Origin of the sequence: Dechloromonas agitata is5 (assembly GCF_000519045.1) — a bacterium.
Taxonomy (GTDB): domain Bacteria; phylum Pseudomonadota; class Gammaproteobacteria; order Burkholderiales; family Rhodocyclaceae; genus Azonexus; species Azonexus agitatus.
The window spans coordinates 2,453,486-2,474,563 of the sequence record NZ_KI912532.1 but is presented as its reverse complement, the minus strand read 5'-3'; the positions used below and the strand labels follow the sequence as shown (position 1 = coordinate 2,474,563).

General features: G+C 63.3%; 17 protein-coding genes. 16 read left to right on the top strand and 1 reads right to left on the bottom strand.

Translation table 11 applies throughout. The features are described 5' to 3' along the window. The first annotated feature begins 86 nt into the window (after positions 1-86). From K420_RS0112090 to phnE, 3 genes are read left to right on the top strand one after another with little or no spacing between them, the layout of a single operon-like run. Positions 87-962, top strand: a complete 876-nt coding sequence (locus tag K420_RS0112090; protein WP_027458290.1) for a putative selenate ABC transporter substrate-binding protein — start codon at positions 87-89, stop codon at positions 960-962. Beyond that, positions 959-1,777 carry a phosphonate ABC transporter ATP-binding protein gene (locus K420_RS0112085; RefSeq protein ID WP_027458289.1) on the top strand — a complete coding sequence of 273 codons (819 nt, stop codon included), beginning with the start codon at positions 959-961 and terminating at the stop codon, positions 1,775-1,777. The genes K420_RS0112090 and K420_RS0112085 overlap by 4 nt, the downstream gene beginning before the upstream one ends. A 7-nt stretch (positions 1,778-1,784) precedes the next feature. Beyond that, positions 1,785-3,335 carry a phosphonate ABC transporter, permease protein PhnE gene (gene phnE, locus K420_RS0112080; protein WP_198293840.1) on the top strand — a complete coding sequence of 517 codons (1,551 nt, stop codon included), beginning with the start codon at positions 1,785-1,787 and terminating at the stop codon, positions 3,333-3,335. A gap of 350 nt (positions 3,336-3,685) precedes the next feature. On the opposite strand, the gene K420_RS19760 is transcribed toward phnE, so the two are convergent. Beyond that, positions 3,686-4,891 carry a GGDEF domain-containing protein gene (locus K420_RS19760; RefSeq protein ID WP_084019643.1) on the bottom strand — a complete coding sequence of 402 codons (1,206 nt, stop codon included), beginning with the start codon at positions 4,889-4,891 and terminating at the stop codon, positions 3,686-3,688. Between the two features lie 861 nt (positions 4,892-5,752). Here K420_RS19760 and trmA point away from each other — a divergent pair. The 13 genes from trmA to K420_RS0112005 all read left to right on the top strand — a co-directional run bounded on the left by trmA (position 5,753) and on the right by K420_RS0112005 (position 21,074). Next, entirely contained in the window at positions 5,753-6,841 is a 1,089-nt protein-coding gene (gene trmA / locus K420_RS0112070) for a tRNA (uridine(54)-C5)-methyltransferase TrmA (protein WP_027458287.1), read from the top strand. Positions 6,842-6,843: 2 nt separating this feature from the next. Further along, the gene (locus tag K420_RS0112065; protein ID WP_157275076.1) at positions 6,844-7,344 is read left to right on the top strand and encodes an OmpA family protein; all 501 of its coding nucleotides are present in this window, start codon (positions 6,844-6,846) and stop codon (positions 7,342-7,344) included. 56 nt (positions 7,345-7,400) lie between these two features. Further along, positions 7,401-8,009 carry a hypothetical protein gene (locus K420_RS0112060; RefSeq protein ID WP_157275075.1) on the top strand — a complete coding sequence of 203 codons (609 nt, stop codon included), beginning with the start codon at positions 7,401-7,403 and terminating at the stop codon, positions 8,007-8,009. An 84-nt stretch (positions 8,010-8,093) separates the two neighbouring features. Beyond that, a complete protein-coding gene (locus K420_RS0112055) occupies positions 8,094-8,447 on the top strand; it encodes a DsrE/DsrF/TusD sulfur relay family protein (protein ID WP_027458284.1) in 354 nt (117 codons plus the stop codon). Between the two features lie 121 nt (positions 8,448-8,568). Then, entirely contained in the window at positions 8,569-10,272 is a 1,704-nt protein-coding gene (locus tag K420_RS18905) for an ABC transporter ATP-binding protein/permease (protein WP_035854790.1), read from the top strand. Between the two features lie 49 nt (positions 10,273-10,321). Further along, entirely contained in the window at positions 10,322-11,674 is a 1,353-nt protein-coding gene (locus tag K420_RS18900) for a DEAD/DEAH box helicase (RefSeq protein ID WP_051453107.1), read from the top strand. 226 nt (positions 11,675-11,900) lie between these two features. Continuing rightward, positions 11,901-14,966, top strand: coding sequence for a formate dehydrogenase-N subunit alpha (gene fdnG, locus K420_RS0112035; RefSeq protein ID WP_157275074.1), 3,066 nt, complete (start codon positions 11,901-11,903; stop codon positions 14,964-14,966). 12 nt (positions 14,967-14,978) lie between these two features. Next, positions 14,979-15,866, top strand: a complete 888-nt coding sequence (gene fdxH / locus K420_RS0112030; protein ID WP_027458281.1) for a formate dehydrogenase subunit beta — start codon at positions 14,979-14,981, stop codon at positions 15,864-15,866. After that, positions 15,863-16,483, top strand: coding sequence for a formate dehydrogenase subunit gamma (locus tag K420_RS0112025; RefSeq protein ID WP_027458280.1), 621 nt, complete (start codon positions 15,863-15,865; stop codon positions 16,481-16,483). Before fdxH ends, K420_RS0112025 begins: the two co-directional genes overlap by 4 nt. Positions 16,484-16,547: 64 nt before the next feature. After that, the gene (gene fdhE / locus K420_RS0112020) at positions 16,548-17,459 is read left to right on the top strand and encodes a formate dehydrogenase accessory protein FdhE (protein WP_027458279.1); all 912 of its coding nucleotides are present in this window, start codon (positions 16,548-16,550) and stop codon (positions 17,457-17,459) included. 135 nt (positions 17,460-17,594) lie between these two features. Continuing rightward, positions 17,595-18,995: an L-seryl-tRNA(Sec) selenium transferase gene (gene selA, locus K420_RS0112015; protein ID WP_027458278.1), complete on the top strand. Its 1,401-nt coding sequence runs from the start codon at positions 17,595-17,597 to the stop codon at positions 18,993-18,995. A 118-nt stretch (positions 18,996-19,113) separates the two neighbouring features. Next, entirely contained in the window at positions 19,114-20,448 is a 1,335-nt protein-coding gene (locus K420_RS0112010; protein ID WP_027458277.1) for an NAD(P)/FAD-dependent oxidoreductase, read from the top strand. Between the two features lie 74 nt (positions 20,449-20,522). Next, positions 20,523-21,074 (top strand): flavodoxin family protein, encoded by a 552-nt coding sequence (locus tag K420_RS0112005; protein WP_027458276.1) that lies wholly within the window; start codon positions 20,523-20,525, stop codon positions 21,072-21,074. The last annotated feature ends 4 nt before the right edge of the window (positions 21,075-21,078 follow it).

Sequence of the window (21,078 nt, the reverse complement as noted above, 5' to 3'; positions counted from 1 at the left end):
TACCGCACGTCCTGGTGGCGCCCCGGCGCCTTTAAGCTGCCGCGATTTCCGCACGGCAGCGGTTGTTGTCAAAATCGGAGCATCAAATGACCCTGTCCGCCACGCGCCGTCTGGCGCTGAAGGGGGCGTTGGCCTGTGCCTGCGCTGCCGCCTTTTCCCTCCCTGCCCTGGCTGCCGACAACGTGCTGCGCGTCTCGGCTATCCCCGACGAAGCGCCGACTGAACTGCAACGCAAGTTCGCGCCGCTCGGCAAGTATCTCGAAGCGCAAACCGGCCTGAAAGTGGTGTTCACCCCGGTTTCCGACTACGCCGCCGTCGTCGAGTCGCTCGCCACGCGCAAGATCGACCTCGCCTGGCTGGGTGGCTTCACCTACGTGCAGGCCAAGATCCGCACCACCGGCACAGCCATCCCCATCGTCCAGCGCGAGGAGGATGCCAAATTCACCTCCCGGTTCATCACCGCCGACCCGGCCATCAAGGGCCTCGCCGACTTGAAGGGGAAGACTTTCGCCTTCGGCGCGCCGTCCTCCACCTCGGGCAGCCTGATGCCGCGTTTCTTCTTGCAGCAGGCCGGCCTGAATCCGGAAAAGGATTTCAAGAACGTCGCCTTCTCCGGCGCCCATGATGCGACGGTTGCCTTTGTCGCCGCTGGCAAGGCCGAGGCCGGCGTGCTGAACGCTTCCGTCTGGGACAAGCTGGTCGAGCAGAAAAAGGTCGATACCGACAAGGTGCGCGTCTTCGCCACCACGCCGCCCTATTTCGACTACAACTGGACGGTGCGCGGCGACCTCGACCCGGCTCTGGTCAAGAAGCTGACCGACGCCTTCCTCAAACTCGACCCGGCCAACCCGGAACACAAGGAAATCATGGCCCTGCAGCGGGCGTCGAAGTTCATCCCGACCCGGAAAGAGAACTACGACGGCATCGAGAAGGCTGCCCAGTCGGCTGGCCTGCTGAAGTGAGTTTCCGGCTGGACGGTGTGGGGCTGACCCACGCCAACGGTTTTACGGCGCTGGCTGACATCAGCCTGTGCGCCGACCAGGGCGAACGCATCGCCCTGGTCGGACCGTCCGGCGCCGGCAAGACCAGCCTGCTCTCGGTGCTCGGCACCGCGCTGATGCCGACCAGCGGCCGGGGCGAGGTGCTCGGCCAGCCGCTGCAGAATGCCCTGCCCCGCCTCCTGCGCACCCGCATCGGCACCGTGCACCAGGCGCCGCCCATCCCCGGCCGGCAACGCGTCGTCACCGCCGTGCTGGCCGGCAAGCTGGGGCAATGGCCAACCTGGAAATCGCTGGCCTCGCTGCTTTACCCATGCGACCTGCCCGGTGCCCGCGCGGCGCTTGAGCGGGTCGACCTGGCCGACAAGCTGTTCGCCCGCTGCGACCAACTGTCGGGCGGCCAGTTGCAGCGCGTCGGGATCGCCCGCGTGCTCTACCAGCAGCCCACCCTGATCCTCGCCGACGAGCCGGTTTCCGCCCTCGACCCGGCCTTGGCCTTGGCCACCATCCGGCTGCTCGTCGCCGAGGCCGAAGCATGCGGCGCGACGCTGGTCGCCAGCCTGCACGCTGTCGACCTGGCCCTCGGCAACTTCACACGCATCGTTGGCATCAAGGCTGGCCGCGTCGTTTTCGACCTGCCGAACGAGCAGGTCTCGCTCCCCCTGCTTCACGAGCTGTATGCCAGCGAGGGCCAGGAACTGCCGACCCAGGCAACGGAATCGCATCTGTTGCCCGAGATCGCCGCCCACGCTGCGGCGACACGGGCTGCCTGCTGCTGACCTCGCGATGGAAGCCCGCCTGAACGACCCTGCCGCCCGCTCCCGCCTCGTTGGCACCTTGGCTGCGCTCGTCATCCTCTGGCCACTCCTGCAGGCAGCCGAAGTCAAACCCGGGGCATTGTTCGATGCCGGCAACCTGAAGGTGATCGGCCACTTCCTGGCCGGCTTCCTGCCGCCGGAAAACAGCCGCGAATTCCTCGGCTTTCTCGGCCAGGCGACGCTGGAAACACTGGCCATCGCCACCACCGGCCTCGCACTCGCCTTCCTGCTGGCCGTGCCGCTGGCCTATCTGGCAACCGCCGCCGGCCGCGAACGCCCCGCCCTCAACCCGCTGACCCGCAGCCTGCTCACGCTGCTGCGCGGCATCCCGGAACTGGTCTGGGCGCTGCTCTTCGTTCGCGTTTTCGGCCTCGGCCCGGCGGCCGGCGTGCTGGCGCTCGGCCTCACCTACGGCGGCATGCTGGCCAAGGTGTATGCCGAAATCCTCGAATCGGTCGATACCAGGCCCGCCCAGGCCCTGCGCCAGAGCGGCGCCAGGCGGCCGCTGGCCATCCTCTACGGCCTGCTGCCGCAAGCCGCCCGGGAGCTCACCTCCTACACCGTCTACCGCTGGGAATGCGCCATCCGCGCCTCGGTGGTCATGGGCTTCGTCGGCGCCGGCGGCCTCGGCCAGTTGATGGATCAGGCGATGAAGATGCTCAACGGCGGCGAAGCGGCCAGCATCCTGCTCGCCTTCATGGTCCTGGTCTTTGCTGCTGACGGGCTCTCCAGCTGGCTGCGCCGGGCCCTCGATGCGCCACCGGCGGCCCACCCGTCGCCTTTTGGCTGGCGCAGCGGCCTGGTCGCGGCGGCCCTGGCCGGCAGCATCGTGGCCAGCTACCGTTTCCTGGAACTAGGCATCGGCGACTTGCTGAGCATCGAAGCCGCCCGCAGCATGGCCGAATTCGTCAGCGGGTTCTTCCCACCCGACCTGTCGGCCGACTGGCTGGACCGGGTCGGCCAGGGGGTATGGGAAACGCTGGCCATTTCCATCGTCGGTACCCTGCTTGCCGCCCTGCTAGGCCTGCTGCTGGCCCTGCCCCAACCGCGTGCGCCCTTCAGTTTCGTGCTCAATACCCTGCGTTCAGTGCCGGAACTGGTCTGGGCCACCCTCACCGCGCTCGCCGTCGGCCTCGGCCCGTTTGCCGGGGCGCTGGCGCTGGCCTTGCACACTGCCGGCGTACTGGGCCGGCTCTACGCCGAAGCGCTGGCCAATGCACCGGCCCAGCCCAGCCAGGCACTGCGCCTGAGCGGCGCCGGCCCCGGCCTGGCCTTCCTCTACGGCACCTTGCCCGGCGCCGCACCGCAGCTGATCGCCTACACGCTCTACCGCTGGGAGATGAACATCCGCATGGCCGCCATCCTCGGCTTCGTCGGCGCCGGCGGCCTGGGGCAACTGCTCTATGTCGCGTTGTCGCTCTTCCATTACGCGCAAGCCTCGACCGTCATCATCGCCATGCTGGCGTTGTCCATTGCCGTCGATCAGGCCAGCGCCTGGCTGCGGCAGCGGATGCGCTGAGCCGGCAGGATCTTCAAGTAGGGGGGGCGGCGTTTTGAGGAATGGACGAACGTCGCAACCCACCTTTTTGGGGGAAACCCCGCCCGCCGAAGAATACGTCAAGCATGAACGACAGGGCAGCCGATGAATCGGTTTACCCTAGCCACATAGGAGTCTGGGGCCTCAATACTTCAGCCCAAATAGCAAGCGACTTAACAATCGCCATGGTTCGAATCCATGCCAAGGCTGGTTTCCAGTTCCGCCGCCCCTGTTGCGTCGGTTTATTTCACGCAGGATACCTACAACGTAGGTTAGGCGCGTCATATCACGCGATTACGTACATCCTCTGCCCCCTCGGGCAACACGACAAATCAGGGGCCAACGTCGCAGTACGCTTCCTCCAGATTATCTTCGCAGCTAGGTCGTTGCAGAACGTCGTGCTTCAAGCGAGTCGACACAAACCGATTTCGCCCATCCGCTTTTGCTTGATAGAGACACTCATCTGCCATTGCAATCAAATCATTGGCTTCACGGATATCGGAGTTGTATAGAGTGACAATGCCCATGCTGACGGTGATGTAGCCTGCCGTAGGTGAGTGTCCATGTTGTATGTTCAATTTCGCAACCTCACTGCGAATCACTTCAGCCTTTTGTATGGCACCCCTTTCATCTGTATCGGGCATGATGATGGCAAACTCCTCGCCTCCGTACCTGGCGGCCATGTCGGAGGCACGATTAAATTGTTTCTTCAGGATTTCGGCTATCTGCTTCAAACACTCGTCGCCGGCGACATGGCCATATGCGTCATTAAACGTTTTGAAGTGGTCGACATCCAATATCAAGAGTGAAAGCGGGGAGTTTGTTCGAGAAAAGCGGGCTAATTCCTGTGCGAGTACGTCGTCAAACCGGCGCCGGTTGGCAATGCCAGTCAATCCGTCAGTGTTTGCCAAAGTTTTTTGATGGTCGTTGGCCTTTGTCAGTTCGCTAAGCAGGTATTCTTTCTCAAAGGTCAGTTTCCATACATCTCGCAATGAGTGATTGAGTCGTTTGGCAATATCCAGCATCAATACGAGGAATATTGCGCTGTAAAGGGCAAGTACGATGTTTGTACCCCCCCCCTTCAGTCCCAAGGCCACGACAAGTGGGAGGATTGCAGGCAGGGAGAACGCATAAAACGAAGGGAGATAAGCGCCGAGCGTCAGCGCACCGCCCATTATCATTGCTTGGATTGCTGTAATGGTGACAACCATTGCCAGCGGGGAGGCATCCAACACAAATAGCCCCCCCATGCCCCAGGCAAAACCAGACAATCCCGTTGTCAGCGCATATCGAATCGCCTCTGGACGGGAATATCCCATTTCCTTAAATCGGGAGCGGCAGCGCTTTGTCAGGAGGGCTCGAATGACGATTGTTGCGTAAAGAACGAAGAGCCAAACCAAAACTTGCTGTTGATAAGGAGAATCCATGTGGGCCAAGCCCACTAGTGAGCCACCAATGGCGCTCCCAATCAGGGGAATAACAGAATGGTCGAGCAGGTGACGAAAGAGCGCCGCCTCGACGTGCACGTTTTGACTCATTTGAACCGTCTCTGTTGTGAGGCTGGCTGGGCTGCCCCGGGATGCTGAAAAGCTAAATTATTTTTAAGTGAACATTTTGGGGGCATGCTACGACAAAACCCCTGAGTGCATGCGGCATATTGCGCTCATCGCCAAGCGTTACTGTTGCCTTCCCTTCACGCTCATCGAATTGCTGTGAGTTGGTTGCCTTTGGGATACGGTAAGGTTCCACATGAGAATTGACACTCCAATGGGCCACAGCATCATATTGTCATTTTCCGTGGATGACAAAACTCCACAAACCGCCGGCAGCAACACAGTAGGAATCTAGCGCAAAGCCAGCGAGTAACGATAAGGTCATACGCATCAAAATTGGCTTTCCCGACCCTCTCTCACGACAGTCAACTCAAAGCCCAAGGGGGGCGACAACAAAGAAGAATAGAGGGGCGGCAACTGCAAAATTGAGCGGAAATGGGAGAAGCACGGAAGGTGCAAGGAGGAACGCAAGTGTGAAGGCCCTCGCCACTCCGGGGACTATCCACCGACCAGGTATCAGGAGCGCGGTGCAGTTGTGCAGCTCCCAGCCATCGTAATCCAGCCTCCCGAGTACTGATCAAATAAACGGTCTTGAGCAAATGAGCGGCAGCTTCAAATGCTGGTGATTTTTTTGTATCTCTTCATAGCGGGAGCGTTGGCAACGTCGCCTGTGGGTCGAGTCGAGCCATTCAATCATGGCGAGCCGATTGGTCGATAGAGGCAATTTCACCCTCTGTATCCCGAAATCAAAGCTCCCAATGCCTGCCGGACCGGCGTATATTTCGCCCTCTTCACGCGGCCATCGCACGTCAAACGGGCTGCAAAACGCATTCAAACCACCGAACCATGCCGCTTCCGACATACGACCCCGCCGATTATCCGGTGCAGCTGGCCGCCAAGGCTGCCCGCTTCGAACAGAATTTCGCCGAATTCGGTGTCACGAAACCGACCGTTCACGCCTCAGAACCGCTGCACTATCGCATGCGCGTCGAGTTCGGCATCTGGCACGATGGCGACAAGCTCGATTTCACGATGTCCGACCCGGACAATCCCAAGCAGCGCCTGCTGCTCGACACCTTCCCGCCGGCCGCTGCCGTCATCTGTGCCGCCATGCCGCGCTTGCGCGAGCGACTGGCCGGTAGCGATGTTCTGCGGCGCCGGCTGTTCCGTGTCGACTTCCTCGCCACCCTGAGCGGCGAGCTGATGATCACGCTGATCTATCACCGCAAGCTGGACGACGCATGGCAGACGGCAGCCCGCGAACTGGCGGCCGAATTCGGTGCCCAGATCATCGGCCGTAGCCGGGGCCAGAAGGTGGTGCTGGAGCGCGACTGGCTGCTCGAAGCTTTCGAACTGAACGGTCGTCCGCTCAAATACCAGCAGGTCGAGGGCAGCTTCACGCAGCCGAACGGCGGCATCAACCGCCAGATGCTCGGCTGGGCCTGCCAGCAGGCAGCGGGAATCGGCGGCAACCTGGTCGAGTTGTACTGCGGCAACGGCAACTTCACCATCGCGCTGGCCCCGCTGTTCGACCGGGTGCTGGCCACCGAGGTCAGCAAGACGTCGGTGCATGCCGCGCAGTACAACATCGCCGCCAATGGCGTCACCAACATCCAGCTCGCCCGCATGTCAGCCGAAGAATTCAGCGCCGCGCTGGCCGGCCGCGAGCAGTTCCAGCGTCTGAAGGACATTGATCTCGACGCCTTCCGCCACGGCACGCTGTTTGTCGACCCGCCGCGCGCCGGCCTGGACGATGCAACCGTCGAACTCGCCCGCGATTTCGATCGCATCCTGTACATCTCCTGCAACCAGGAGACCTTGAAGAACAACGTGGCCGCCCTGCACGATACGCATCGTATTGCCTCGGCCGCCGTTTTCGACCAGTTTCCCTACACGCATCACCTGGAGTGCGGCGTGTTGCTGGTCAGGAGATGAACATGCCTTTCCGCCCCTTGGTCTTGGCCCTCATCGCGCTACTCGCCGGCTGTGCCAGCGCCCCGCCGCCCGCGGCCAACCCGGCTGCCGCTACGGCAACCGATGCCCCGGGCCGCAACTCGGCCGCCGCCGAGCGCAGCGAGAAACAGGCAATGGCCGCCATCGATACCGGCAGCAGTGTTTTCTTCAGCCGCAATTCGGCCAGTCTGGACGACGCCGGCCGCACCGTGCTCCGCCAGCATGCCGAACGCCTGAAGGCGAACCCGAAACAGCAGGTCACCCTGGCCGGTTTCAGCGACAGCACGGGCAGCCGCACCTTCAGCCTGGCTCTGGCCGACAAACGGATCACGAGCGTGCACAATCATCTGCGGGAACTGGGCGTCCCCGCCCGGCAGATGCGGCGTGCCGTGGCAGGCGTCGAAGAGAACAGCGCGAACTGCCAGTCGGAGGAATGCCTGCGCCTGCAGCGCCGGGTCGAAATCCGATATATGAATCCTCGCTAAAACAAACTTCCTCTGCTATTGATAAAATACTGTCCTGATTGAAGGAAAGGATCGTCGTGCGTATCTGGTGGGTCGTGGCTTGTGCCGCACTGTTCTCGTTGAATGTTCATGCAGCCGACCCGTCGGCTGACGAGACGGTGTCGTTCGTAGACGCGGCGAATACACCGGCCGATGTGACGATTACTCCGGTGCCGATGCCGGCCCAGGTCACGGAGTTGCTCGCTCCGGTCAACCCGGCCGCCAAGCTGCGCGCGGCCAAGAAGGCCAAGCTGGCCAAGAAGCAGGTATTTCCGCAGATCCTGTTGTCGCGCACTGAGCGGCATCAGGTCGCCCTGCTTGCAGCCGCCCAGAAAGCCAACGGCCAGCCGCTATTCAATTTCTTCAATGACGAGGATGGCCCGGCCGGTTACGACGAATTGGTGCTGCACCAGTTCTACAGCCGCCCGCGCCTCGTCGTCGACAACGATGGCGACGACGACCAAGGGCTTGCCGACCTCTCCGACACCGCCCGCGTCCGCCTGCTGATGGCCCGCCTGAAGGCGCTTGAAACCTATGCCCTGGCCCACGTACCGGACGATGGCGAGGCCTTGCCCGATACAGTCGCCCAGCGCCTGGCGGCCGCCCGCCAGAAGGCAGTCGCTGCCCACCAGGCAAAGTTCTCCTGAGCGCGGCCAACCCAGGCCATCTCACTCAACCCGGTCGGCGAAGATGCTGCCGGCCAAGGTCATTCGTATCTCCTCTCTCTTGCCATGCAAAAAATCCTGATCATCATCCATGCCCCTCCCTACGGCAGCGAACGCTGCCTCTCCGGCCTACGCCTGGCGACAGCCCTGGCCGGCCGCGACGACAAGCCGGAAGTGCAGGTCTTCCTGATGTCCGACGCGACCATCCTCGGCCTGCCGAACCAGATCGACGGCGCGGGCAATGGCTTGCAGGGCATGGTTGAGCAGCTGGTCGCGCAGGGCGTCGATATCCGCCTCTGCCGCACCTGCGCCCTGGCGCGTGGCCTGGCTGAACTGCCGCTGATTCCGGGCACGGCGATTGGCACCCTGGTCGAACTGGCCGAGGCGACCATCCAGGCCGACAAGGTCATTACCTTCTGAACTCCGCCCGGCTTGCGCCTGCGCAGGCCGAGGTGTAAAACCCACCGGTAAGCGACATGGTGTCGCTCCCCGGCGGCCGGGTGCGCGGGCCGCACCCCGTTTCAACCTCAACCGGCAGCCCATGACTCCCTCCGATCTCCAGTTATGGAAGCGTTTTTGGGCCCTCGCCTCGCCCTACTGGCGCCAGGAGGAAAAATGGCGCGCCTGGGGCCTGGTCGTTCTGCTCGTCATCCTGCTCCTCGGCCAGACCCGCTTTGCGGTGATGTTCAATGAACAGACCGGGGAATTCACGTCGGCACTGGCCGCTCAGGACGAAGAGCGCTTCTGGAATTCGATCAAGCTTTGCCTCGGCCTGCTCGCTGCTGCCATTCCGATCTACGCCTTCTACTACTTCGTACGCGACACGCTGGGCATCTACTGGCGACGCTGGCTGACCGGGCGCTTTCTCGACAGTTACTTCAGCAACCGGCATTTCTACGAACTGAATGCCAACCTCGCCATCGACAACCCCGACCAGCGGATGAGCGAGGACATTTCGACCTTTACCCAGCGCTCGCTGTATTTCCTGCTCGTCATCATCAGCTCGACCCTGCAACTGGTTGCTTTCAGCACCGTACTCTGGTCAATCTCGCACGAGCTGGTCTATTTCCTGGTCTTTTATGCCACGGCCGGCACGCTGATCGTCATCTTCGTCTTCGGCCAGCGGCTGATGCTGCTCAATTTCAACCAGTTGCGCCGCGAAGCCGATTTCCGTTTCGGCCTGGTACGTGTCCGGGAAAACGCCGAATCGATCGCCTTCTACCGTGGCGAGGCGCTCGAACTCGGCCAGGTCAAGCGCCGCTTCGGCGCCGCCTTCAGCAACTTCAAGCGCCTGATCCGTGGCCAGTTCTGGCTCAACCTCTTCCAGCAGGGCTATTTCCTGCTCACCCTGATCATTCCCAGCGCCATCGTGGCCAACGACGTGCTCTCCGGCGAACTGGAAGTCGGCCGTGCCGTCCAGGCGGCCGGCGCCTTCGCTGCCGTGCTCGGCGCCATTTCGCTGATCATCGAGAACTTCGAGGGCCTCAGCCGCTTCGCCGCCGGCATCGACCGCCTCGACATGCTGGCCAAATGCCTGCCGTCCGAACCGGGCACGGAACGGCACGCCGGGCCAAGCATCCGCTCGGTCGATGCGCCGCATCTCGAAATCAAGGACCTGACGCTACTCACCCCGGACCGCGAACGCACCCTGTTGCGCGATCTGTCGCTCGCCGTGCGACCGGGCGAAAGCCTGCTCATCGTCGGCGAGAGCGGCAGCGGCAAGAGCTCGTTGCTGCGCGCCATCGCCGGACTGTGGTACGCCGGCAGCGGCACCATCTCGCGGCCACCGGCCAAGGACATCCTGTTCCTGCCGCAGCAACCCTACATGCTGCTCGGCAGCCTGCGCAGCCAGTTGCTCTATCCGAACAAGGATTTGCCGGTTTCCGACGAAGACCTGCTGCGCGCCCTGGAACGGGTCAACCTGCCCAATCTCGCACATCGCGTCGGCGGGCTGGATGTCGAACGAGACTGGCCGAAATTGCTCTCGGTCGGCGAGCAGCAGCGCCTCGCCTTTGCCCGCCTGCTGCTCAGCCGGCCGCGTTTCGCCATCCTTGACGAGGCGACCAGCGCCCTCGACATCCCGAACGAAACCAGCCTCTACCAGCAACTGCTCGAATCGCATACCACGGTAATCAGCGTCGGCCACCGCTCGACCATCCTCAAGTTCCACACCCAGATTCTCGAACTCGACGGCAGCGGCGCATGGCGCGCGCTGAGCGCAGGTGACTACCGTTTTGAGCACTGAGCCAACGCCGGCAGTTTACAATCCGCGCTTTCGAACACCCCTTCCCGCCATGACTTTCGCCCAGCTCGGCCTCGCCGCACCGCTTCTCCAGGCTCTCGACACCCTCGGCTACCAGGAACCGACGCCGGTCCAGGCCCAGGCCATTCCGGCCGTGCTGGCCGGCCGCGACCTGATGGCGGCGGCGCAGACTGGCACCGGCAAGACCGCCGGCTTTGCCCTGCCCCTGCTGCAGCGCTTGAGCGAGCGCGACGAAGCCGTCGCCAGCAACAGCATCCGCGCCCTGGTGCTGGTGCCGACGCGCGAACTGGCCGAACAGGTGATGGCCAGCTTCCGCCAGTACGGAGAACATCTGGCCGTCAGTTCCTATGCCGCCTACGGCGGCGTCAGCATCAACCCGCAGATGATGCGCCTGCGCCGTGGCGTCGACATTCTGGTCGCCACGCCGGGCCGGTTGATCGACCTGTTCACCAAGAACGCCGTCAAGCTGCGCCAGGTGCAGACCCTGGTACTCGACGAAGCCGACCGCATGCTCGACCTTGGCTTTGCCGACGATCTCGACATCCTGTTCCAGGCCTTGCCGAAAAAACGGCAGACCCTCCTTTTCTCGGCCACCTTCTCCGACGACATCCGCAGCATGGCCAAGGCCCGCCTGCGCGATCCGCTGTCGATCGAGGTCAGCCCGCGCAATACGGCCGCCACGACAGTCAAGCAGTGGGTTGTGCCTTGCGACAAGAAGCGCAAGACCGATCTCTTCCTGTTCATGCGCAAGGACCGGGGCTGGTGCCAGGTGCTGGTCTTCGTGAAAACCAAGAAGGGTTGCGATGAACTGGTCGGCCGCCTGCAGGCCAAGCGCATCGCTGCTGACACCATTCATGGCGACCGGCCGCAGGCCTCCCGCCTCAAGGCGCTGGAAGCCTTCAAGGCCGGCGAGATCGAGATTCTCGTCGCAACTGACGTGGCGGCGCGCGGCCTGGATATCGACGGCTTGCCGCAGGTGGTCAATTTTGACCTGCCACTGGTCGCCGAAGACTATATCCACCGTATCGGCCGTACCGGCCGGGCCGGCGCGTCCGGCGAGGCCATCTCGCTGGTGTGCGCCGATGAGGCGCCGCTGCTTGGCGCCATTGAAACCCTGCTCAAGACCAGCTTGAGCCGCGACGAGGAACCCGGTTTCGAGCCGACCCACCGCGTGCCGCCGACCGGCCCGCATGCCGCACCGCCCAAGCCGAAGAAGCCCAAGGTCGCGGCTGGGCGAAGTGGCCGCGGGGTGCCCGGCAACTGGGAGGGCTTCGATGATTTCCCAGCCAAGCCCGGCGGGCGCCGCGGCCCGCACGGCAGCGGCCATAGCGGCCCGGGCACCCGCTCGTCGGCCGGCAACGGGCGAAAGGCCCGCGGGCGCTGACAACGGGCCTGGTCACCGCCGGGAATCGGCGCTGGCAAAACCTTGGCAGGCCTCCACAGGACGGGACAATTTGTCCTGAAATGAACGCGAATGGACAAAATGTCCCAGTCGCGCCACGCCAGCCCCAAAGCGATTCCCCATCGTTCAATGACTTACGCAAACTGGCCTGTTCTTTGCTGCTGATTTCCACTGCGACACGGAGTCGCATACAGGAGGAAAAATCCAAATGAAAATGAACAGGCGGCAGTTCTTCAAGGTCTGCTCCGCCGGGCTGGGAGGGTCGTCCATCGCGCTGATGGGCTTCTCACCGAATGCGGCCCTGGCGGAAGTACGTACCTTCAAGCTGGCCCGCGCCACCGAAACACGGAACATCTGTCCGTACTGCTCGGTGTCCTGCGGGGTACTCATCTATTCGACCGGTGACAAGTCCAAGAACACCCCGGGAAAAATCATTCACATCGAAGGCGATCCGGACAATCCGGTCAACCGCGGCACCCTGTGCCCGAAGGGCGCCGGCCTGCGCGACATGGTGCAGAGCGCCAATCGTCTGAAGTGGCCGGAAGTGCGCGAGCCGGGCTCGGCGGAATGGAAGAAGATTTCCTGGCAGGAAGCCTTCGACCGCATCGCCAAGCACATGAAGGCCGATCGCGACGCCAATTTCGTGGCCCAGAACAAGGACGGCGTGACCGTCAACCGCTGGACCAGCACCGCATTCCTCGCATCATCGGCAGCACCGAATGAGGCCGGCTACCTGACCGTGAAGACGATTCGCGCGTTGGGCATGACCTCGATCGATACCCAGGCACGCATTTGACACGCTCCCACGGTGGCCAGTCTGGCTCCGAGTTTTGGGCGTGGTTCGATGACCAACCACTGGGTGGACATCAAGAACGCTGATTTGATTTTCGTGATGGGCGGCAACCCGGCTGAAGCGCACCCCTGCGGCTTCAAGTGGGCGATCGAAGCCAAGAAGAACCGCAAGGCCAAGCTCGTGGTCGTCGACCCGCGCTTCAACCGTACGGCTTCGGTGGCCGATTACTATGCGCCGATCCGTCCGGGCTCCGACATCGCCTTCCTGGGCGGCGTCATCAATTACCTGCTGTCGAACGACAAGATCCATCACGATTACGTGAAGGCGTATACCAACGCGTCCTTCCTGATCGACGATGGCTACGGCTTCGAGGATGGCATCTTCACCGGCTACAACGACGAGAAGCGCAGCTACGACAAGGCCACCTGGAAATACCAGATGGGTGAGGACGGCTTCGCCAAGGTCGATGAAACGCTGCAGAACCCGCGTTGTGCCTTCCAGCTGCTCAAGGCGCACTATGCCCGCTACACGCCGGACATGGTGGCCAAGGTCTGCGGCACGCCGAAGGAAGCCTTCCTGAAGGTCTGCGAGTACATCGCCGAGACGGCTGCGCCGAACAAGACGATGACCAACCTGTACGCACTGGGCTGGACCGAACACTCCGTCGGTTCCCAGAACATCCGCTGTATGGCGATCATCCAGCTCCTGCTCGGCAACATGGGCATGGCGGGTGGCGGCATCAACGCGCTGCGCGGTCACGCCAACGTCCAGGGCATCACCGACTTCGCGCTCTACGCCCAGAACCTGCCGGGCTACCTGGCGGTGCCGTCTGACGCCGAGCCGGACCTGAAGACCTTCCTCGAGAAGAAGACGCCGAAGATGCTGCGTCCGGGCCAGATGAACTTCGGCCAGAACCTGCCCAAGTGGTACGTCAGCCTGCACAAGGCCTGGTGGGGCAACGCCGCGACCAAGGAAAACGGCTTCGCCTACGATTTCATGCCCAAGCTGGCCGGCGCCTCCGACGTGCTGTCGATCTTCGACCAGATGTACCAGGGCAAGATCAACGGCTTCCTGTGCCAGGGCTTCAACCCGCTGGCTTCCGTCGCCAACAAGAAGAAGGTGTCGGATGCGCTGGCCAAGCTGAAGTACATGGTGGTGATGGATCCGCTGGCAACCGATACCTCCGAGTTCTGGAAGCCGCACGGCGAGTTCAATGATGTCAAGCCGGCCGAGATTCAAACCGAAGTCTTCCGCCTGCCGACCTCGCTGTTCGCCGAAACCACCGGCAGTTTCACCAACTCCGGCCGCGTCATCCAGTGGCGCTGGAAGGCGGTGGATGCGCCGGGCGATGCCAAGGACGACACCGAAATCATGGCGACCCTGTTCCTGAAGCTGAAGGACATGTACGCCAAGGATGGCGGCGCCTATTCCGAGCCGATCCAGAAGCTGACCTGGGCCTATCGCATTCCGACCAAGCCCTCGGCGGAAGAGCTGATGATGGAGTACAACGGCAAGGCACTGGCCGACGTGCTGGACCCGAAGGACCCGACCAAGGTGCTGGTCAAGGCCGGCGATCAGTTACCGAGCTTCGCCATGCTGCGGGACGACGGTTCGACCACCTGCGGCAACTGGATCTACTGCGGTGTGTGGTCGCAGGCCGGCAACAACTCGGCGCGCCGCGACAACAGCGATCCGTCCGGCCTCGGCCAGACGCTGAACTGGGGTTTCGCCTGGCCGGTCAACCGCCGCATCCTGTACAACCGTGCCTCGGCCGATCCCTCCGGCAAGCCGTGGGATCCGCAGCGCACCGTGCTCAAGTGGCTGGGCGACAAGTGGGGCGGCAACGATATCCCCGACATGCGCCCGGATGCCGCGCCCGACCAGAACGTCATGCCCTTCATCATGACCGGTGAGGGTGTTGGCCGCCTGTTCGCCGTCGGCCTGATGGCCGAAGGTCCCTTCCCCGAGCACTACGAGCCGTTCGAAAGCCCGCTCGAAACGAACCCGATGCACCCGAAGAACCCGAAGGCCCGCGCCAACCCTGCGGCCCGCGTGTACAAGGGTGACATGGAAGCGTTCGGCACGGCCAAGGACTTCCCGTATGTCGGCACCACCTACCGCCTGACCGAGCATTTCCACTACTGGACCAAGCAGAGCCAGATCAACGCGATCATGCAGCCGGAACAGTTCGTGGAAATTGGCGAGGAGCTGGCCAAGGAAAAGGGGATCGCCATCGGCGACAAGGTGAAGGTGCGCTCCAACCGCGGCTTCATCAAGGCCGTGGCGGTGGTGACCAAGCGGATCAAGGCACTCGATGTCGATGGCCAGAAGGTGCATACCATCGGCATTCCGATCCACTACGGTTTCAAGGGGGCGACGAAGCCAGGCTTCATCACCAACACCCTGACGCCGTTTGTGGGCGACGCCAATACGCAGACGCCGGAGTACAAGGCGTTCCTGGTCAACATCGAGAAGGCGTAAAGGAGAGCTGATATGGCACTGCAATCGCTAGACATCAAACAGCGCTCCGCCACCACCACGCCGTCCACGCAAGTGCGGCAGACGGTGGAGATCGCCAAGCTGATCGACGTTTCCGCCTGTATCGGCTGCAAGGCCTGCCAGGTGGCGTGCTCGGAGTGGAATGACATCCGCGACGAAGTCGGCAACTGCCACGGGGTGTATGACAACCCGATGGACCTGTCGGCCAAGTCGTGGACGGTCATGCGCTTTACCGAGGTCGAGCAGAACAACAAGCTCGAGTGGCTGATCCGCAAGGACGGCTGCATGCACTGCGCCGATCCCGGCTGCCTGAAGGCCTGTCCGTCCCCGGGCGCCATCATCCAGTACAGCAACGGCATCGTCGATTTCCATCAGGAAAACTGCATCGGTTGTGGCTACTGCGTGACGGGCTGTCCGTTCAACGTCCCGCGCATCTCGAAGGAAGACAGCAAGGCCTACAAGTGCTCGCTGTGTTCCGACCGGGTGGCCGTCAACCAGGCTCCGGCCTGCGCCAAGGCCTGCCCGACGGGCGCGATCCAGTTTGGGGCGAAGGAGGACATGAAGGACTACGCGGCCAAGCGTGTCGCCGACCTCAAGGAACGCGGCTACGACCAGGCCGGCTTGTACGACCCGCAAGGGGTGGGCGGTACGCACGTCATGTACGTGCTGCACCATGCCGACAAGCCCGACCTGTACGCTGGCCTGCCGGCCAATCCGTCGGTCAGCCCGCTGGTCTCGCTGTGGAAGGGAGCGGCCAAGCCGCTCGCAACCCTGGCGCTGGCCGGCGTGGCGCTCGGTAGCCTGTTCCACTACGTCACCAAGGGTCCGAACGAGGTCTCGAAGGAGATCGAGGACGAGATCGAGAAGGAGGATGCAAAATGATCCGCGACCCGAAAGACCTTAAGCGCTACAACGCGTCCGAACGGGCTAACCACTGGGTAGTGGGCATCAGCTTCATCCTGCTCACGCTCTCCGGCCTGGCCTTCTTCCATCCGGCTTTCTTCCCGCTCACCCAGCTGTTCGGCGGCCCGGTCTGGGCCCGCATTCTGCACCCCTTCATCGGGGTGCTGATGGCGGTGTCCTTCCTCGTGCTGTTCTTCCGCTTCAAGCATCTGAACAAGATGACGCCGGCGGACAAGGAATGGCTGAGCCGGGCCAAGGAGATGATGAACGGCGACGACCACAACATGCCGGAACAGGGTAAGTACAACGGCGGCCAGAAAGCCATGTTCTGGGGCTCCGCCCTGTGCATGCTGCTGATGACCGTTTCCGGCATCCTGATCTGGCGTGCCTACTTTGGCTTCGATATCACGCTCGTCCGCCTGGGGGCTGTTGTGCATGCCGCCATCGGCGCCGTGATGATCGCGCTGATCATGGTGCATGTGTACGCCGCCATCTGGGTCAAGGGCACCATCCGCGCCATGTGGTATGGCACGGTGACCCGTGCCTGGGCCAAGCAGCATCATCGTGCCTGGTATCGCCAGGTGACCGGCAAATAAAATTGCCTTGTGTTTCGGGAGCGCAGGGATGATCATCCCCGCGCTCTCTTTTTTTGACGACACCATGCCTTCCCAACTTTTCACTCCGCCCTCCTCCACCGCCGACGTTCCAACCATCCGTCTGCCCGATCCGGAGCGCATCTTCCTCGATCGCGCCGAGCGCTTCGACGCCCTGGCCAAGGACCACAGCCTGGGCGAATGGCTGGCCTTCATGGGCCGCCTGTCCCGCGCCCAGCACCAGGCCCTGCAGGAAATGACCGATGCCGAACTGCCGGACGCCGAATCCCTCGAACGCGCCCGCATTCACCGCATGCCGCCGCTCTCCACCGCCTCCTTCCCGCGGCCCTCGACCTGGCGCGACGCTCTGGGGCGGATCATCGAGCTGGTCAATGACGATGCCCCCGAGGGCCTGCGCGAAACCCTCTCCACGCTCATGGTCACCAGCAGCGAAGGGCTGGAGAAGCTTGCTGACCAGCTCCTCTCCGGCGAACCCGACAAGAACGATCTGCCGCGCCTGCCGCTGATTGCTGCCGCCCTGCAAGTCCTGTTCACCCGGCTTGCCGTCCAGCTCGACGCGACGCGCCTGCCGCCGATGGAAGCCCGCAGCATCTGCCCGGTGTGCGGCAACCTGCCGGTGGCCAGCATCATTCGTGCCGATGGCCCGGTGGAAAACCTGCGCTACGCCCACTGCACCCTGTGCAATACGGAGTGGAACGCCCCCCGTGCCACCTGCCTCCTGTGCGGCGACGACGAAAAACTCGCCCTGCACGAGATCGATGGCGACGACGGCATTGCCCGTGCCGAGTCCTGCGAGAGCTGCAACAGCTATCTCAAGATCATCTACCAGGGCAAGAACGCCCACGTCGACCCGGTCGCCGACGACCTGGCCTCGATCGCCCTCGACATGCTGGTGGACGAAGCCGGCTTCGAACGGGCCGGGCCTAACCTGCTCCTCATCGGCGCTGGCGGCGAGTAAGCCAATGTCGGCCGACGCCCCGCAACGCTCGCGCAGAACGCTTCAACCGGGCTCAGCGCGAACGGGCAAGGCGGGCCGCGGCTAGCGAGAAAAGCCCTTTCCTTCAATCCTTTCTGCCCGGTCCGGGTGAAAACGATGACCTCACCAAGAATCCACCTTCCGTCCGTCGACCGCCTGCTCCAGCAACTGGCCGACACCATCGACCGCCACGGCCGCCAGCCGGTCACCGGCTGCATCCGCGCCGAACTGGCCGCTGCCCGCGAGGGCCTCAGGCACGGCCTGCCGCTGCCCGACGAAGGCGCCCTGCTCGCCGCCATTCGCCGCCGGGCCGACGAAACCGGCCGCGCCAATTTGCGGCCGGTATTCAACCTGACGGGCACCGTCCTGCACACCAACCTCGGCCGGGCTTTGCTGGCCGAAGACGCCATCGCGCTGATGGTCGAGGCCGCCCGCTCGCCCTGCGCGCTGGAGTACGACCTTGCCTCCGGCGGCCGCGGCGATCGCGACGACCTCGTTTCCGAACTGCTGGCCGAACTGATCGCCGGCGGTGACCCGAACATCGCCGCCACCATCGTCAACAACAACGCCGCCGCCGTACTGCTCACCCTCAACGCGCTGGCTCAGGGCAAGGAAGCCGTGGTGTCGCGCGGCGAACTGGTCGAAATCGGCGGGGCCTTCCGCGTACCGGACGTCATGCGCCGGGCACAGGTCAAGCTGGTCGAGATCGGTACCACCAACCGCACGCACGACAAGGATTACGCCGAGGCCATCGGGCCGAAGACGGCGCTGCTGATGAAGGTGCACACCAGCAACTACGCTGTCGTCGGCTTTACCAAGGTGGTCGAGGAAAAGGCCATCGCCGACATCGCCCATGCCGCCGGACTGCCTTTCGTTGTCGACCTGGGGAGCGGCACGCTGACCGACTTCGCTGCCCTCGGCTTGCCGGCCGAACCGACGCCGCAACAGGCACTGGCGGCTGGTGCCGACATCGTCACCTTCTCCGGCGACAAACTGCTTGGCGGCCCGCAGGCCGGGTTGATCGTCGGGCGCAAGGATTTGATCGCCAAAATCAAGAAGAACCCGCTGAAACGCGCCTTGCGTGTCGGCAAGACCACCCTCGCCGCACTGGAGGCAACGCTGCGCCTGTACCGCGACCCGGATCGCCTGACCGAGCGCCTGCCGACACTGCGCCTGCTGACCCGGCCGCTGGCCGACATCGCGGCCGGTGCCGAACGCATCAGGCCCGCTCTACAAGCGGCCTTGGGCGAACAGTTCGGCATCTCGGTCGAACCCTGCCGCAGCCAGATCGGCAGCGGCGCCCTGCCGGTGGAAAGCCTGCCGTCGGCCGCGCTGGTTGTCCGGCCACCGTGCAAGAGGAGCGGGAAATTGCTGCTGAACATCGAAGCCGCCTTCCGTGGCCTGCCGATGCCCGTCATCGGCTATATCCGCGACGATGCGTACCATCTTGATCTGCGTTGCCTGGAGGCGAAGGACGAAGCCCGTTTCGTCGCGCAATTGGCGCAACTCAAGTTTTGAAAGCAGCCTCGTAAGGCGGTCTGCGTACCGCCGGCTGCTTTCTGTCGCGTCCGTATGGGCGCTCCCGTAAATCCGGGCATCTCCGTGTCCGGGTGGTTCATCGAATGGAGACTGAGACATGACCCTCAACCGACGACAATTCCTCGCCGCCGGCGCGGCACTCGGGGCAACGGCCAGCATCGCCGCGCCAACCAGCCCGCTGCCTTTCCTGATCCAGATGCAGTCCGATCCGCTGCTGCCGAAAGCCAAGGGCAAGCGCGTGGTGATCTGCGGCGGTGGCTGGGGCGGCGTCACGGCCGCCAAGCACCTGCGCCTGCTCGATCCGACACTGGAGGTCGTGCTGCTCGAACGCAACCCGGTGTTCTTTTCCTGCCCGATGAGCAACAAGTGGCTGGTCGATGTGGTCGATGCCCAGTTCCTCACCTTCAGCTACCTCGACGTGGCGCAGAAGTACGACTACCACTATATCCAGACCGAAGTCACCGCCTTCGAGCGCGAGAAAAAGCGCGTCATCACGGCACAGGGCTGGGTCGATTACGACTACCTGATACTCGGCAGCGGCATCCGTTACAACTACGAGGCCTGGTTCGGCAACGACCGCAAGGCGGCCGATTACACCAAGGCGATGTTCCCCGCCGCCTACATCCCGAACGCCGAGCACTTCAAGCTCAAGCAGAGCATACAGAACTTCACCGGCGGCGACCTGGTGATGACCCTGCCGCCCCCGCCGCATCGCTGCCCGCCCTCACCCTATGAGCGCGCCTGCCTGATCGCCGGCCTGTTCAAGCAGCGCAAGATCAAGGGCAAGGTCATCATCCTCGACCCGAAACCGAGCCCGGCGCCGATCACCGGCGGTTTCCAGGACGCCTTCCGCGAGTTGTACAAGGACCAGATCGTCTATGTGCCCAAGGCGACGATCAGCGAAGTCGATCCCTTCAACAAGAAGATCAAGACCGCGGCCGGTGACTTCACCTTCGACCATTCCATCCTGATGGCCCCCCACCAGGCCGGCGACATGGCTTGGAAGGCCGGTGTCATCGGTCGGAACGACGAAGGCAAGCCGACCGGTTGGGCCGCCGTCGATCCCTTCATGCTGAACCTGAAGGACGACCCGGATACCTACGTGATCGGCGACTCGGTGGGCGTCGTTTCGCCACTGTTCCGCTTCTACCCCAAGGCCGGCCACGTCGCCAACGCGCACGCCAGGATCGTTGCCAAATACATTGCCGAGCGGGTCAAGGGACGCGAGCCGACATACGCCCTGCCCGACAACCTGTGCTTCATGATGGTCAACACCGAGCCGCGCGAGGACATCGCCGTGCGCTTCAAGTACTGGGTCAATGACAAGGGCCAGATCGTCCAGGATCAGGACGACGACAACCTGCGCCGCGAGGAAGTGGTAACCGAGGACTTCGCCTGGGCCGGCCGCATGTACGAGGACATGTTCGGTTGAGGCGTTTGTGCCCCCGCCCGGCTGACCGGCGCGGGGGCGTGTCAGAATACGCTTTTCGTCAAACCCGTTTCCCCATGTCGCATTTCCTCTTTCTCAACGCCAGCACCCGTGAACCCGGCCATATCGGCAACACCGAAACCCTGGCCCGGCGGGCAGCCGCTGGCCTGCCGGCCGACACAAAGCAAACCTGGATCAAGCTCGCCGATCTCGAACTGCCGCCCTTTGTGGACCTGCGCCACACCGCTGGCACCTACCCGATGCCGATGGCCGATGCCAAGGCGATGCTCGACGTCACGCTGGCCGCGACCGATCTCGTGTTCGTATCGCCGGTCTACTGGTTCTCCATTCCCTCGCCGCTGAAAACCTACCTCGACCACTGGAGTGCCTGGCTGCGCGTACCGGGCCTCGATTTCAAGGAACGGATGGCCGGCAAGCGGCTGTGGGTCATCGCCACCAGCGGTAACCGGGAAAAGGCGCAACCGATGCTCGACAGCTATCGTCTGTGCGCCGAATTCCTCGCCATGCCCTACATGCCGCCGCTCTGGGGCAAAGGCGGTGCGCCGGATGCCGTGCTCTCCGACACCACTGCGCTCGCCGCCGCCGACACTTTTTTCCAGGCCGCCTGACCCC